Source organism: Streptomyces exfoliatus (genome assembly GCF_000725545.1).
Taxonomy (GTDB): domain Bacteria; phylum Actinomycetota; class Actinomycetes; order Streptomycetales; family Streptomycetaceae; genus Streptomyces; species Streptomyces exfoliatus.
Genome location: NZ_JNZP01000006.1, coordinates 215,868 through 230,237, shown reverse-complemented (window position 1 = coordinate 230,237; position 14,370 = coordinate 215,868). Strand labels below are relative to the sequence as shown.

The following is a 14,370-nucleotide window of genomic DNA, read 5'->3' as shown; positions in this document are numbered from 1 at the left end:
CCGGAAGGGTTCAGCCGGGCGACGGCGCCCGCTCCGACGGCGGCGGCACCTGCTCCGACGGGGGCGGCGGTCCCGGCGGCGTGCCGTCGCCGAAGGGCCGCCCGCCGAGCGCCTCCCTGCCGTGCGGCGAGAGCCAGTTCCCGGTGTCAGGACCCCGGGGGACGATGCCACTCGGGTTGATGTCGTGGTGGACGACGTAGTAGTGCGCCTTGATCTGGTCGAAGTCGATCGTGTCCCCGAAGCCGGGCGTCTGGAACAGGTCCCGCGCGTAGGCCCACAGGGCCGGGAGTTCGGTCAGCTTCTGCCGGTTGCACTTGAAGTGGCCGTGGTAGACGGCGTCGAAGCGCACGAGGGTGGGGAAGAGGCGCACGTCTGCCTCGGTGATGGTGTCGCCGACCAGGAAGCGCCGCCCGGCGAGCCGTTCCTCCAGCCGGTCGAGACGATCCCAGAGCCGCCGGTACGCCGTGTCGTACGCGCGCTGGCCGCCGGCGAAGCCGCACTGGTAGACGCCGTTGTTGACGTCCCGGTACACCTCCTCGGACACCTCGTCGATCTCGTCCCGCCACCGCTCCGGGTACAGGTCCGGTGCGCCGTCCCGCTGGTGCGCGGACCACTGGCTGCCCAGGTCGAGGGTGATCCGGGCGAAGTCGTTGGTCACCACCTCGCCGGTGGGGACGTCGACGATCGCGGGCACGGTGACGCCGCGGGGGTATCCGGGTTCGCGCCGGAAGTACGCCTCCTGCAGCCGCTCGATGCCGAGGACCGGGTCCCTGCCGTCCGGATCCAGGTGGAAGGACCAGCTGCGCTCGTCGTGCACGGGCCCGGCGATGCCCATCGGGAGCACGTCCTCCAGGCCCATCAGCCGCCGGACGATCGCGGCCCGGTTCGCCCAGGGGCAGGCCCGGGCGATGATCAGCCGGTAGCGCCCGGGTTCCACGGGGTACCCGTCCCGGCCGTCGGCCGTGATCCGGGTCGTGAGGTAGTTCCGGTCGCGCCGGAACTCGCCGTCACCGGTCCGCGCGTGACCTCCGCCACCGGTCCGCTCGTCGTCTCCGTCCACACCGGTCATCGTCCCGATCCCGCTCCTCCGATCGACCACGCCCCGGCGGCTACCCGCGTCAGCCCGTCCTACGCCCGAACGGCGGCGGTGAGGACCTGGACGGCGCCCCCGTCGTGTCAGGGCACGGCACGACGGTGGTTCAGTGGCCGTAGCGTCCGGTGGCTATCTCCCAGCGGTGGTAGCCCGCGATCCAGGCGGCCAGGCCGTCGACGTACCGGCGGGCGGCCTCGCGCCCGGCCGGGGGGAGGCCGAGGAGGTCGCAGATCTCGGGCACCTGGGTCGACAGCTCCACGAAGCGGTCGACCATCGTCTGGGCCTCTCGCATGACCTCGACGGCCGCCTCCTCGGGGGTCCCGCCGCGCTCCTCGCGGACGATCATCACCATGTTGGCGACATCGCCCCGGGCGAGTTCCTGCGCGTACGAGTGCACGTCGTTGGTGAACGACGGTATGTCTGCGGCCAGTTGGCGCATCCGGCGGAGGACCGGGTGGTGCAGCACCTCCTGGGGCAGCTCGAACCCGTTGAGCCGCTCGACCATGTCGAAGAGGGTCTCCATGGCGGCCGTGCCCCTGCGCAGCGCCAGATAGCCCTCGCGGTCCGGGAACCGGCCGGAGAGCCGGCCCGCGGCCTCGGCGGGGTGACAGGCGAAGTACCACTCCCAGTTGTAGGCCGACCGGGCCCGCCACCGGGCGGACATGCCGCGCAGGCTGCGCTCCCAGAGGTCGGCGAAGGCGTGCTCCACGGGTGTACGGGCGTCGGGCGCGGGACCTTCGCCGTGCAGGAGGGCCGTCATGCGGGTGCAGATCTCCGCGACGCGCGCGGGGGCCCGGCCGAGATCGCTGTCGAACCTGTCGTCGAAGAAGAAGTAGAAGCTGAGCAGGTCCGCGGCGAGGGCGAGGTCGTCGGTGGCGCAGTCCGGGCTGGTGAACGCGGCGAGACGGGGGACGTCCCATCTCCCGTACGCGGCACCGCCGATGGCGCCGGCGAGCCCTTCGTGCCGGCGGAGCCACTCCTGGTGGGGGTGCGCGACGTGCTCCCGGTGCGGATTGGAGCGCGGTGGGAACGGCAGATCGAGCAGTGCGGCGTGGAACACGGGACCCTCCAGGCTGTGACCCCGGGTGATGTCCGAACGCCCCCCGGCGCGTTCGAAGAGTACTTGACTTGATCTTCAACTACCAGGAACGCCGCGGCAATCCCCCTGCGTACGGCAGGTGTGACGAGGCGCCCGCGCCCCACCTGCCGCCGCGGGCGGGCGTCGTTGTCAGTGGGTCGCCATAGCGTGGAGAACGTTCGAGAAGGTGTGCGAGAGGGGTGGATTCGTGACAGTCCGGCGTGCGTTGAGAGTGGTCCTGGTCGATGTCAACGACGAGGTGGTGGCGGCCTGGCGGTCCGCCTTCGCGGACACGCCCGAGGTCGAGATCCGGCGCGGTTCCATCCTCGACGTCGACGTGGACGCGTGGGTGTCGCCCACCAACGCCCAGGGCCGGATGGACGGTGGGGTCGACGCCGTCGTCAAGCGGCGCCTCGGCGCCGGGATCCAGGTGCGGGTGCAGCGGGCGATCCGTGACCGGTTCGGCGGGAGCCTGCCGGTGGGCAGCGCGGTGTGCGTCCCCTCGGGGGCGGCCGTGCCGAGGTATCTCATCTCGACGCCGACCATGCGGCAGTCCTCGCAGAACGTCAGCGAGACCATGAACGTGGCACTGGCGTGCGCGGCCGCGTTCCAGGCGGTGCACCTGCAGAACCTGGCACGGCCGGGCAGCATCCGGTCGGTCGCGCTCGTGGGGATGGGCGCGCGGACGGGACGGGTGCCGGCCACGGTCTGCGCCAATCTGATGTGGACGGGCTACACCCTGTTCCACGACCACGGGTTCGCCGGTTACGACGAGTTGCGTGCCGCGGTGCTCGGCCAGCTCGACGACATCGAGGGAGCGGGGTCCGCGCGGCGGGTCCGGATCAACGTGCCGGAGCGGCCTTCCTTTCGCCACTGACCCGACCGTCCAGCAGGCCGGCGCCGCACCACAGAGCGCGCCGGATCCGAGTTCCGGGAGTTCTGCCCTCGTGAGTGAGATCGACGTTCCGGCCGCGACCGTGCCCCCGGCGGGGGATCCGCTGGGTCTGGCCGACCTGTTCACCGGCGGCGGAGAGCCGTGGCTGCCGTTGCTGGGTCCGGTGATCGAGGCGCAGCCGGGCGCCGCCGACTTCATCGGCCCGAAGCGCGGTTCCGAGGTGGTGCCGGTCCGCGAGCTGACGTTCCAGGCGCTGAAGCCGCATCCGCCGCACAAGTGGAAGGTGGTCGTCTTCGGACAGAACCCGTATCCGCGGGCGGAGAGCGCGACCGGCATCGCGATGTTCGACAACACCTTCAACGACTGGAAGGACAGCCAGTTCGGTCGGGTGGTCAGCATGCGCTGCATCATCAAGGCGGCCGCGATGTGGAAGTACGGCATCGTCAAGAAGACGCCGATCGCGGACGTCCGGAGCCTCCTGAAGAAGGAGGACACGGTCCAGCCGCCGGAGTGGTTCCAGGCGATGCTCACCCAGGGCGTACTGCTGCTCAACGCGTCCCTCACGGCCAGCGCGGACGGGGCGATGCCGACCGATCTGCACACGTCGTTCTGGCGGCCCGTCGCGGAGCAGATCGTCGAGGAGATCCTCCGGGCCAAGCAGCACGCGGAGGAGGAGGACCGCGGTGTCGTCTTCGCCTGGTGGGGCGCGCACGCCCGCAGCCTGAAGAGGGTCGTCCAGCGGCTGGAGAAGAAGTACCCGGGGGTGGAGGTCCGGCACCTGGACCACCCGAACCCGGCGGCGCAGGGCGACATCTTCTGCGAGGGCGACCACTTCGCCCAGGTGAACGACGCCCTGGCGTCGGTGGGCGCCGAGCCGGTCGACTGGCTGCCCCGGAAGGGCTGGGACCAGGGGACGACGGGCGGCGGCGGTCCGGAGGGCGGTGGCGTCGCGGAGCGGATGGGGGCGTTCATCGCGTCGACGATGGAGCTGCACCAGCTGTATCTGGAGCGGCTCACGAGCGTCAAGGACGAGGGACTCGTCCTGCCGCCGATCACCGGCGTGTTCGACACGCCGCTGATGGAGTTCCGGAAGGCCGTCGAGCCGGTGTCCCGGGTGCTCGTGAACCTGGACCGGCACATCGAGAGGTCGAGCCTGTTCGGCGAGACCAAGGCCGCGGCGCAGGCTGCGGCAGAGGCGGCGGACGGGCTGTCCGCCGACGCGATCTCGGCGCTGTACCTGTACACCTGCGAGTCGGCGTTCTACCGCGAGATCAACGCCGTGCTGCGTTCCTCGGACCGGGAGCGGCTGGTGCCGTACCTGCCGTACCTCCGGCTGCTGTTCTCCGCGGTGGCGGCGCTGCCGGCGCGGACACAGCCCCTGTGGCGGGGTGTGGCACTGGACCTGCGGTCCCAGTACCCGGTGGGGCGGACGGTGACGTGGTGGGGCGTGTCCTCGTGCACGTCCGAGCTGGGCGTGGCCCGGGGCTTCCTCGGGAGCCGTGGCAAGCGGACCCTGTTCGAGGTGACACCGGCACGGGCGGTGGGCATCCGGCGGTTCTCCGCCTTCACGGGCGAGGAGGAGTACATCCTCGCGCCGGGCACCCAGCTGAAGGTGACGGACGTGAAGGCCGAGCGCGGCGGACTGTGCACCGTGCGGCTGACGGAGCTGGAGGGCCAGGGGCTGGTGTCCTAGAGACCGATCCGACCCGCAGACGCCCCGACCCACACCGCCCCGACCCACACTCGCCCCGCCCCGACCCGCCCCGGCCGTTCGCCCTACAGAGGCGGATGCGCCGGCGCGGGGCCCAGGGTGGTGGTGCCGGCCGTGCGGTGCCCGAGGCCCGTGCGGTACGCGTCGAGCGCGGCCTCCGTCCGGCCGGTGCGGCGCAGCAGGTCGCCGAGGAGCCGGCACAGGTCGGCGAGGTCCCCGGCGGCGCCCGCGCGCTCCAGGAGGCTCAGCGCGCGGACGTAGTGCTCCTCGGCGGCCTCGGTGTCGCGGGCGTCCTCGGCGATGATGCCGAGCAGCCGGTGCGCGGCGGCGGCGTGGACCGCGCCGCGTTCCGGCGACAGCCCCCCGAGCACGCCGCGCAGCAGCTCCGAGGCCTCCTCGGAGCTGCCGCGCCTGTGCAGCACGTCGGCGAGTTCGACGGCGACCTGACTGCTGTAGAGGGCGGCGTGATGGGAGGCGAGCATGGCCTGCGCGGCCCGCAGCTCCTCCTCGGCCCGGGCGAGGTCCCCGTTCTGGGCGTACACATAGCCGCGCATCCAGCGGCAGTTGGCCAGCTCGGTCCGGATCTTCAGCTGGCGGTACATCTCGGCGGCCTTGGCCAGCGAGGCGTCGGCCTCGGCGATCCGGCCCTCGGCCAGGAGGGTGCGGGCGACCGAGCGGTGCATCCGGGCGATCAGCGCGGGATCCCCGACCTGCGGGGCGAGGGCGAGTGCCAGCTCGGCCGCCTGCGCGGCACGGGCCTGCGCGCCCAGGTCCATGTAGGGGCCGATCGAGGCGGTGTAGAGCAGGAGCAGGGCGTCCGGGTCGTGCAGCCCGCCGAGGTTGAGCTCGTCGAGCGTGGACTCCAGGAGATAGACCGCGTACCGGAGTTCACCGGCCAGGTAGTGCGCGACGGCGCGGCCCCGTCGGGCCGGCACGCGGGCGGGCAGCGAGGCGTCCGCGAGGGTCTGTTCGGCGCGCTCGAAGTGTGCGCGGGCGGCCGTGAGGTCACCGGTCTCCAGATGGCATTCGCCGAGCCCGAGCTGTGCGGTGGCCTGTTCCTCGACGAGTTCGTGCGCCTCGGCCTCCCCGAGCAGACCGGTGTACTGGGCGGCGGCCTGTTCGGCCTCGCCGAGGGCGAGGGTGCGCTGGGCCTCGGTGAGCCGGAGGCGCAGGTCGGTGGCGAGGTGGGCGGGCCGTCCGGTGGCGAGCTCCTCGAAGGCGACGCCGAGCCGGCCGGCGAGATGGTGCAGCGCCTCGTCGGAGGGGCGTACGCGACCGGCCTCCAGGGTGGAGACGTACGCGGACGTGTAGGCGGGCTCGGCCAGTTGTCGCTGTGTCAGCCCCCGCTCGCGCCGCAGTCGCTGGACCCTGCGGCCGATGGTCCCGGGGTCGTCCCGCTTCGCCATGCGCTCCATCATGCCAGTGCCTCCCCTGTCGCCCGCCGCGCACGCGACAGCCGTGAGCGCCGTCCCGCGTCCCGTCGTACCCGTACGCGCCGAAGCCTTGTGTCCCCGGCGGTCGAGCCCCTAGCTTAAGCGGCTACTTAAGCCCAATTACCCAACTGCTTTAGAGAGGTTGTCGTGCCCGGACACGGACGCACCCGTACCCGCTGGATCACCTCCGTCGCCGCCGCCGTCACCGCCGCGGCCCTGCTCGCCGGCGCGCACACGGCCGGAGCCGCCCCCGTCCCCGCCGCCACCGGCTCCGGCCCGGTGGCCACGCACGAGGTCGAGTACTTCGAAGGCCCCACGGCCACGCCACGGCACAAGAAGGTCCCGGCGCGGCCGCCCGCCAGGATCGCCGGGCACCAGGCCCCCACCCCGGCCGCCGCGACGGCGGTCACGGCCGTCCAGGAGACCGGACCCGTCTCCGGACGGCTCGACCTGGTGGTCATGGGCGACGGATACACCGCGGAACAGCAGGCCGACTTCCGCGCGGACGCGCAGGCGACCCTCGACGCGGTCTTCGCCATCGAGCCGTACGCCAGCTACCGGGGCCTGTTCAACATCTGGCTGGTGGACACCGCCTCCGCCGAGTCCGGCGTCTCCGGCGACCCGACCGCGGACGTCGTGCGGAACACGGCCCTCAGCTCCTACTTCTTCTGCGACGACACGGAGCGGCTGCTCTGCGTCGACACGTCGAAGGTCACCGCGTACGCCAACCAGGCGCCCGCGTCGGACGTCGTCTTCGTGCTCTCCAACTCCGCCAAGTACGGCGGCGCCGGCTACTCCTTCGCCACCCCGCCGTCCGGGGCGTCCTACCACGGCGTCGCGACCATGTCCTCGGACAACGCGAAGTCGTACCTCATAGGTGCCCACGAACTCGGCCACTCCATAGGCGACCTGGCCGACGAGTACCAGTACGCCGGCTACGGCACCTACCCCTACCCGTCGTCGGCCAGCGCCAACATCTCCGTCACCGCCGAACTGGACGTTCGCAAGTGGTACCGCTGGCTGGGCGAACAGGACCCGACCGGCTCGGTCGTCGGCACCTACGAGGGCGGTGACTACTACGAGACCGGCGTCTACCGCCCCACCAGCACCTCCCTCATGCGGACCCTGACCTCCACGGAGTTCAACCACGTCGGACGCGAGACGATGATCAAGGGCTTCTACACCTACGCGGACGCCCTGACCTCGACCGTGCCGACCGGCACGCGAGTCGGCTCCACGCAGCCGCTGAGCGTGCGGCTCGCCCCGCTGACCGGCCTCGCGGGCCTCAGCCTGACCTGGTACGTCGACGGCCGACAGGTCACCGCCGCCGCCGGCGACCTGTCGGTGACGCCCGCCGAACTCGGCGCCACCCGCAGCGGCCAGCGCGTGACGGCCACCGTCACCGACACCACGGCGTCCGTGCGCGACCCCGCGGTCCGCGCGGCGACGGCCAACTCTCTGAGCTGGCGAGTGCGCTGACGCGCGCCTGACCGGGCCGTGCCGCCCGCGGCCGGCGGCCCGCCCGGTCCCGTTCCGTTCGCGTGCGTCGTCGATCCGGGTGAAGCTCGTAGGGCCGGCCGGGCGGCCGGGCTCGCGCCTCGCCGCCCTCGGCCGGTCCGGCCCGACGACCGGCCGGTCCGGGCCGAGGACCGGCCGGTCCGGGCCGAGGACCGCGTTCCCCGACGTGCGGGAGGCACGAGTGAGCTCCGACCCCGAGGAGTCCCGGCAGCCCCACCCCACGGACCCCTGGGACGAGGCCGTCCTGGAGGCGGTGTTCGCCCAGTCGGACATCGGCCTCCACGTCCTCGACACGGACCTTCGCGTGGTGCGGGTGAACGACGTCGCCGTCGGCGTGCGCGGCATCTCCGCCGACCGGATCCTCGGGCTGCCGGCGAGGGAGGCGTACGCGCCGGCCGGAGTGAGCGTCGACGAGGACGTGCTGAGAAAGGTGCTCGCCACCGGCCACCCGGCGCTCGACCGCCTCGTCAGGGGCCGGCCCCCCGCCGATCCGGGCACGGAGCACGTGTTCTCGGTCTCCGCCCATCGGCTCCAGGACCGTCGGGGAACCGTCCTGGGAGTGGTCGTCACCAGCACGGACGTCACCGAACGCGAACGCGCCCACGCGCGCCTTCGGCTCCTGCACGACGTCCACGAGCGCATCGGCACCAGCCTGGACGTCGAGCGCACCGCGCGGGAACTCGTCGCCGTGACGGTGCCGGGATTCGCCGACTGGGCGGTGGTCGCCCTCACGGACGCCGTGCTGCGAGGACGGGCACCCGGTCTCCTGTCCCGGGACCCGGCCCCCCTGCTGAGGTGCGCGGCGACCGGACGGACCGGGGCGGCACCCCCGGTGCCCGAGGCCGGCGCCGTCCTCCTGCCAGGGATCTTCGGAGCCGCCCTGCCCCCGTCGGCGTCGTTGTTGCCGCCGGACGGGCACGGCGGGGCCCACGGCGCCCGGCTCGTCACTCCTCTGGCGGTACGGGGCCAGATCTTCGGGGCCGTCGCCTTCCGGCGCGGATGCGGAGGAGAGACGTACGGGGAGGAGGACGTCGCACTGGCCGAGGGCATCGCGAGCCGTACGGCGACCTGTCTGGAGAACGCCCTGCGGTTCACGCGCGAGCACATCGTCATGACGGCGCTGCGGAGCTGGCCGCTGCGCCAGGAGCAGGCCACCCAGAGCGCCGTCGACGTGGCCCTGCGGCACCGGCCCGGCGGCAGCGCCGCCGGGTCGTGGTTCGACGTCATCCCGCTCCCCGGCGCCCGTGTGGCGCTCGTCGTCGGCCAGGTCGAGCACGCCGGCCTGAGCGCCGTGGCCACCATGAGCCGGCTGCGGACCGCCGTACACAGCCTCACCACGCTCGACCTCGACCCCCACGAACTCCTCGCCCGCCTCCACGCCACCACGCTGCGGCTCAGCGCCGAACAGGACACCTCCCCGAGCGCGGGAAGCGCCCGGGACGCCCAGGGTCCGGCCGAGGGCGGCGACCATCCCACGGCGAGCTGCACGATCGCCGTTCACGACCCGGTCGACGGGCGACTGGACATCGCACGGGCCGGCTCCTCGCTGTTCGCCGTCGTCCGCCCCGACGGATCGGTCGACACGAAGCCCGTCGACGACGGGCCCCTGCTGGGTGCCGAGGGCCCGCCGTTCGCCTGCTCCACGTTCCACCTGCCCGAAGGCAGCACCCTCTGCCTGGCCTCCGCGGCCGAGTCCGGTGACGCGGGCCCGCGCACGGCGGAGGTCGTCAACGCCCTCGCGCACCCGGACCACACCCCGGAGGCGATGGCGGACGCCGTGGAACGGCTCCTGGCCCCCGACCGCGTCCTGCTGATCGCCCGCACGCGGCACCTGCCCCCGAGCGAGCTGGGGCAGTGGGCCGTCCCCTTCGACTTCTCGGCCGTCGGCGCGGCACGGGCGCATGTCGAGGAGCGGCTCCGGCAGTGGAAGCACCCCGTCGACCCGTTCACGGCCACGCTCGTCGTCAGCGAACTCGTCACCAACGCCGTCCGCTACGGCGCCGCGCCGATCGTCCTGCGACTGATCACCGACGGCGACACGCTGACGTGCGAGGTCAGCGACGCGGGACAGGCCGCACCGCACCTGCGCCATGCCAAGGCCGTGGACGAGGGCGGTCGCGGTCTGCTGATCTGCGCCACCCTCGCGGACAACTGGGGCGTACGCCACACCGACGAGGGCAAGACCGTGTGGGCCGAACTGCGGCCGGAGGGCGAGGGGACGCCTCCGTAGGGCCTCTCGTGCGGATCAGGCCGGATCCGAACGAAAGACCCTGGACGCCCGGCCCGGAGCGATACTGGGGCTGTGGTCCGTTCACCGTCGTGCGTCGGCGCCCTGCGGGAGCGAGCCGGTGAGTCCCTTCTCCACCGGGTCGCGGGCCCCGAGGCGCACCGGAAGCGTGCCCGCATCCACGGCACGCCCGGCCCGCGCTGGTTCGGGCCCGACCGTCCCGTACGGACCGTGCACGGGGACGCGTCGATGTACATCGGCGGCCTCGCCGCCCTCCTCCTCCAGTCCCTGCACCCGACGGCGATGGCCGCCGTCGCGGCCCACTCCGGTTTTCAGGGAGACCCGTGGGGGCGGCTCCAGCGGACCAGTACGTTCCTGGCCGTGACGACCTTCGGCACCAGCCAGGACGCGGAGGACGCGGTGGCCCGGGTACGGGAGGTGCACGGCCGGATCCGGGGGACGACCTCCGAGGGCGTGCCGTACCGGGCCTCGGATCCGCATCTCCTCGGCTGGGTGCACATCGCGGAGACGGAGTGCTTCCTCAGGGCGCACCAGCGCTACGGGCGGGCTCCGCTGGATTCTGCCGGAGAGGACGGGTACGTGGCCGACATGGCAGAGGTGGCGCGACGGCTCGGCGCCGAACGCCCGCCAGACACCCGTGCCGCGCTCACGGCCCGCCTGGCCGAGTACCGCTCCGAGCTGCGTGCCACACCGGAGTCCCGGGCGGCCGCCCGCTATCTGCTGTCCGAGCCGCCGCTGCCGTCGCTCGCCAGGCTGCCCTACGCGTTCCTCGCGGCCGCGGCGGTCGACCTCCTGCCGGCCTGGGCCAGGACGGCCCTCGACCTGCCGGCCGCCACACGGCTTCTGCGGCCGCTGTCCCGTCCGGGAGGACACGCGATCACCGCCGCCCTCCGCTGGGTGATCACCGCCACACCGTCCCCGGAAGCCTGACGCGCCTGTCCTCACCGCCCCGGCGGGCGGCCCGTGGCCTCCGGCAGGTCACGTAAAGTTGTTGAAGGTGAGAGGACGGCGTGGCGCCGGCTCCCCGTCGCCGTGCCGGGGCCGATGGCGCCCCTGGCGAAGATCCGGTTCCTCGCGGATGCCGTCCGGCCGCTCCGCGTCCCCGCCGCACGCCCCGCCCGCCGTGTACGGGTGTGCCCGAGCACGACAGGTCTCCGTTCCCTTGTCCTCTTCCGCTCCCTCCGTGTCCCCGGCCTCGTACCTGCGCGGCCTGAAGCCCGACTGGCTGCGCGACCCGAAGGTGTGGCGTACGGAGGTCCTGGGCGGTCTGGTCGTCGCTCTGGCGCTGATCCCCGAGGCGATCTCGTTCTCGATCATCGCGGGGGTCGATCCGGCCGTCGGCCTGTTCGCGTCCTTCACGATGGCCGTCGTCATCTCCGTCGTCGGCGGCCGGCGCGCGATGATCTCCGCCGCCACCGGCGCGGTCGCGCTGGTGATCGCCCCGCTGAACCGCGAGCACGGTTTCGGCTACCTGGTCGCCGCCGTCATCCTGGCCGGCGTCTTCCAGGTGGTCCTCGGGGTGCTCGGAGTGGCGAAACTGCTGAGGTTCATCCCGCGCAGCGTGATGGTCGGCTTCGTGAACTCCCTCGCGATCCTCGTCTTCATGGCGCAGATCCCCGAGATGCGGAACGTGCCGTGGGCCGTGTACCCGCTGGTCATCGGCGGTCTCGCGCTCATGGTGTTCTTCCCGAAGATCACGACCGTGGTCCCGGCCCCGCTGGTGTCCATCGTCATCCTCACGGTGATCACGGTCGGGTCCGCCATCGCGGTGCCGACCGTCGGCGACAAGGGTGAACTGCCGTCCTCGCTGCCCGTGCCGGGCCTGCCCGACGTGCCCTTCACCCTCGACACGCTCACGACGATCGCCCCCTACGCCTTCGCGATGGCACTGGTCGGTCTGATGGAGTCGCTGATGACGGCCAAGCTGGTCGACGACATCACGGACACCCGCTCGGACAAGACCCGTGAGTCCGTCGGCCAGGGCATCGCGAACATCGTCACCGGCTTCTTCGGCGGCATGGGCGGCTGCGCCATGATCGGCCAGACGATGATCAACGTGAAGGTGTCCGGCGCCCGCACCCGGCTCTCCACGTTCCTCGCGGGCGCGTTCCTGATGGTGCTGTGCATCGTCTTCGGCCCGATCGTCTCCGACATCCCGATGGCCGCCCTCGTCGCCGTCATGATCATGGTGTGCTTCGCGACGTTCGACTGGCACTCGATCGCCCCGAAGACCCTCCGGCGGATGCCGGCCGGCGAGATCACGGTCATGGTCATCACCGTCGTGGCCGTGGTGGCCAGCCACAACCTCGCCGTCGGCGTCGTCATCGGCTCGGTCACCGCCATGGTCATCTTCGCGAAGCGTGTCGCCCACCTCGCCGAGGTCACCGCCGTCATCGACCCCGACGGCACGAGCGTCGTCTACCGGGTCACCGGCGAGCTGTTCTTCGCCTCCTCCAACGACCTCGTCGGACAGTTCGACTACGCGGGCGACCCCGGCCGGGTCGTGATCGACCTCTCCGCCGCCCACATCTGGGACGCGTCCACCGTCGCCGCCCTCGACGCCATCGAGACCAAGTACGCCCAGCGCGGCAAGACCGTCGAGATCACCGGCCTCAACACCCCGAGCGCCGACCTCCACGCGCGGCTCACCGGCGAACTCTCCGGCCACTGACGACCCGCCCACCGACGGTCCGCTCCCGACGGGCGCCGAGTGGTCGGTCCGACGGGGAGGGAGGACGCTGGAGGAAGGACGTCCGGGTGTCGAGGGCGTGCCGAACGGAGCGCCTGCCCGGTCGGAAAGGCCGTGCCATGCGCATGCTGATGAAGGTTCAGATGGACACCCCGGCCTCCAACGAGGCCATCAGGCAGGGCACCCTCCAGAAGCTGATGGAGGACGCGCTGAGCAGGCTCCGTCCCGAAGCCGCGTACTTCGGGTCCGAGAACGGCTGTCGGACGGCGTACCTCTTCGTGGACCTGGAGGACCCGTCGCAGTTGCCGAAGTTCTCGGAGCCCTTCTTCATGGAACTCGGCGCCAAGATCTCGTACTCGCCCGTCATGGACGCCGAGGACCTGCGCAAGGGTCTCGGCGCACTGTCGGCCGGCGCCTGACCCGCCGCCTCGCCGTCCGGGCGGTCATCCTGTGGGGTGACCGGCGCTGTCCGTGTGGTCCGCCTGGCTGGAGACGCCGCACCCGCGAACACGCTGAGTGCGCATTGATCGCGTTCCGTGCCCGCTGCGCGACCGCCGCACATCCCTGACCACGGGAAACACAGGTGAACCGCAGGTCGGAGCCCTGATATATTCATCTTGTCGCCGCGAGTGATCATCACTCGGAGCGACGCACACCTTGTCCGGGTGGCGGAATGGCAGACGCGCTAGCTTGAGGTGCTAGTGCCCTTTATCGGGCGTGGGGGTTCAAGTCCCCCCTCGGACACGACGGCTCGTCGTCGACGTGGTGGTCGGGATCGCTCCCGGCCACCACGTCGTCGTTTACGCGGTGTTCCCGGCGCGGCGTCACATGAGCAGCGCGCCGGGGTCCCGTACCAGGGGCGCCGTGCCCACCGAGTTGCTGACGTTGAAGGTGACGCTGCCCGCCCGGTAGCGGTCCTCGGTCCACTCGATGGGGCGGCCGTCCGGGTTGCTCGTGAGGTGGCGCTGGCGCAGGAGCGGGCTTCCCCTGCGGACGCGCAGGAGCCGGGCGTCGTCGCTTCCGGCGGGGACGGCGTCGATGAGGTGCTCGCCGTAGTGGGCGACGATTCCTGCGTCCTCCGCCATGCTGTCCATGATCGAGGCGCAGTCGACGGGCAGCGCCTCGACGGTGGGGGCGACCCAGTCCGCGTACGCGGTGCGCTCCACCATCACCGGTTCGCCGTCCAGGAGCCGCAGTCGCAGGACGTCCAGGACGTCGGCCCGTTCCGGCAGGGCGAGCCGGCGCGCCTCCTCGGGGGTGGCGCCGCGGCGCTCGCGGCGCAGGAAGCGGCTCGTCGCCTGGTAGCCCATGGCGCGCGCCCACTGGGCGAAGCTGTGGAGTTCGGCGAAGCTGTGCCTGCGCTCCCTGCGGAGCACGATGCGGCGGGCGCCCTGGCGCGAACCGATGAGGCCTTCCGAGGTGAGCAGGGCGACGGCCTGGCGTACCGTGCCGCGCGAGGCGGACCAGCGGTCGGCGAGGTCGCTCTCGGAGGGCAGCCGGGCGCCGACGGCGTACTCGCCGCTGAGGATCGATCGGCGGAGTCCCTCCGCGATCTCCACGTAGAGAGCCGTCACGGCATCCCCCTTCTCGCGCGTGGCTGTGCGCACCCGGTCACGGCGTGTGCTGTTCCGCCGCCCACCCTAACCCGAGAGGAGGTGGGGGAGTTGGGCCCGGTCTCCTGCTCAAGTCACCATGACAGGCGAGG

Annotated in this window: 11 protein-coding genes and 1 tRNA gene; 8 read left to right on the top strand and 4 right to left on the bottom strand. The window is 72.3% G+C overall.

Annotation, left to right across the window (positions count from 1 at the left end; genetic code table 11):
- Nucleotides 1–10: 10 nt before the first annotated feature.
- On the bottom strand, nucleotides 11–1,069 hold the full coding sequence (locus IO20_RS0109945) for a glutathione S-transferase family protein (protein ID WP_030555800.1): 1,059 nt from the start codon (nucleotides 1,067–1,069) through the stop codon (nucleotides 11–13).
- Between the two features lie 130 nt (nucleotides 1,070–1,199).
- Nucleotides 1,200–2,153 carry a terpene synthase family protein gene (locus IO20_RS0109940; protein ID WP_030555804.1) on the bottom strand — a complete coding sequence of 318 codons (954 nt, stop codon included), beginning with the start codon at nucleotides 2,151–2,153 and terminating at the stop codon, nucleotides 1,200–1,202.
- A 226-nt stretch (nucleotides 2,154–2,379) separates the two neighbouring features.
- Here IO20_RS0109940 and IO20_RS0109935 point away from each other — a divergent pair, with 226 nt between their 5' ends.
- Nucleotides 2,380–3,048, top strand: coding sequence for a macro domain-containing protein (locus tag IO20_RS0109935; protein WP_030555806.1), 669 nt, complete (start codon nucleotides 2,380–2,382; stop codon nucleotides 3,046–3,048).
- Between the two features lie 70 nt (nucleotides 3,049–3,118).
- Complete coding sequence (locus IO20_RS0109930) at nucleotides 3,119–4,759, top strand: ADP-ribosyltransferase domain-containing protein (protein WP_031127067.1); 1,641 nt, start codon at nucleotides 3,119–3,121, stop codon at nucleotides 4,757–4,759.
- Nucleotides 4,760–4,842: 83 nt separating this feature from the next.
- On the opposite strand, the gene IO20_RS0109925 is transcribed toward IO20_RS0109930, so the two are convergent.
- Nucleotides 4,843–6,183 (bottom strand): helix-turn-helix domain-containing protein, encoded by a 1,341-nt coding sequence (locus tag IO20_RS0109925; protein WP_030555810.1) that lies wholly within the window; start codon nucleotides 6,181–6,183, stop codon nucleotides 4,843–4,845.
- 174 nt (nucleotides 6,184–6,357) lie between these two features.
- On the opposite strand from IO20_RS0109925, the gene IO20_RS0109920 reads away from it, so the two are divergent.
- The 6 genes from IO20_RS0109920 to IO20_RS0109895 all read left to right on the top strand — a co-directional run bounded on the left by IO20_RS0109920 (nucleotide 6,358) and on the right by IO20_RS0109895 (nucleotide 13,409).
- On the top strand, nucleotides 6,358–7,689 hold the full coding sequence (locus IO20_RS0109920; RefSeq protein ID WP_030555814.1) for a M64 family metallopeptidase: 1,332 nt from the start codon (nucleotides 6,358–6,360) through the stop codon (nucleotides 7,687–7,689).
- 220 nt (nucleotides 7,690–7,909) lie between these two features.
- Nucleotides 7,910–9,958, top strand: a complete 2,049-nt coding sequence (locus tag IO20_RS0109915; RefSeq protein WP_030555817.1) for a SpoIIE family protein phosphatase — start codon at nucleotides 7,910–7,912, stop codon at nucleotides 9,956–9,958.
- A 72-nt stretch (nucleotides 9,959–10,030) separates the two neighbouring features.
- Nucleotides 10,031–10,906 carry an oxygenase MpaB family protein gene (locus IO20_RS0109910; RefSeq protein WP_030555818.1) on the top strand — a complete coding sequence of 292 codons (876 nt, stop codon included), beginning with the start codon at nucleotides 10,031–10,033 and terminating at the stop codon, nucleotides 10,904–10,906.
- 253 nt (nucleotides 10,907–11,159) lie between these two features.
- Nucleotides 11,160–12,647, top strand: a complete 1,488-nt coding sequence (locus tag IO20_RS0109905; RefSeq protein ID WP_030555824.1) for a SulP family inorganic anion transporter — start codon at nucleotides 11,160–11,162, stop codon at nucleotides 12,645–12,647.
- 143 nt (nucleotides 12,648–12,790) lie between these two features.
- Nucleotides 12,791–13,084 carry a hypothetical protein gene (locus IO20_RS0109900; protein WP_397789104.1) on the top strand — a complete coding sequence of 98 codons (294 nt, stop codon included), beginning with the start codon at nucleotides 12,791–12,793 and terminating at the stop codon, nucleotides 13,082–13,084.
- Nucleotides 13,085–13,324: 240 nt separating this feature from the next.
- Nucleotides 13,325–13,409 (top strand) — tRNA-Leu (locus tag IO20_RS0109895).
- Between the two features lie 80 nt (nucleotides 13,410–13,489).
- Here the strand turns inward: IO20_RS0109895 and IO20_RS0109890 are convergent.
- A complete protein-coding gene (locus IO20_RS0109890; protein ID WP_030218771.1) occupies nucleotides 13,490–14,239 on the bottom strand; it encodes a GntR family transcriptional regulator in 750 nt (249 codons plus the stop codon).
- Nucleotides 14,240–14,370: the final 131 nt, after the last annotated feature.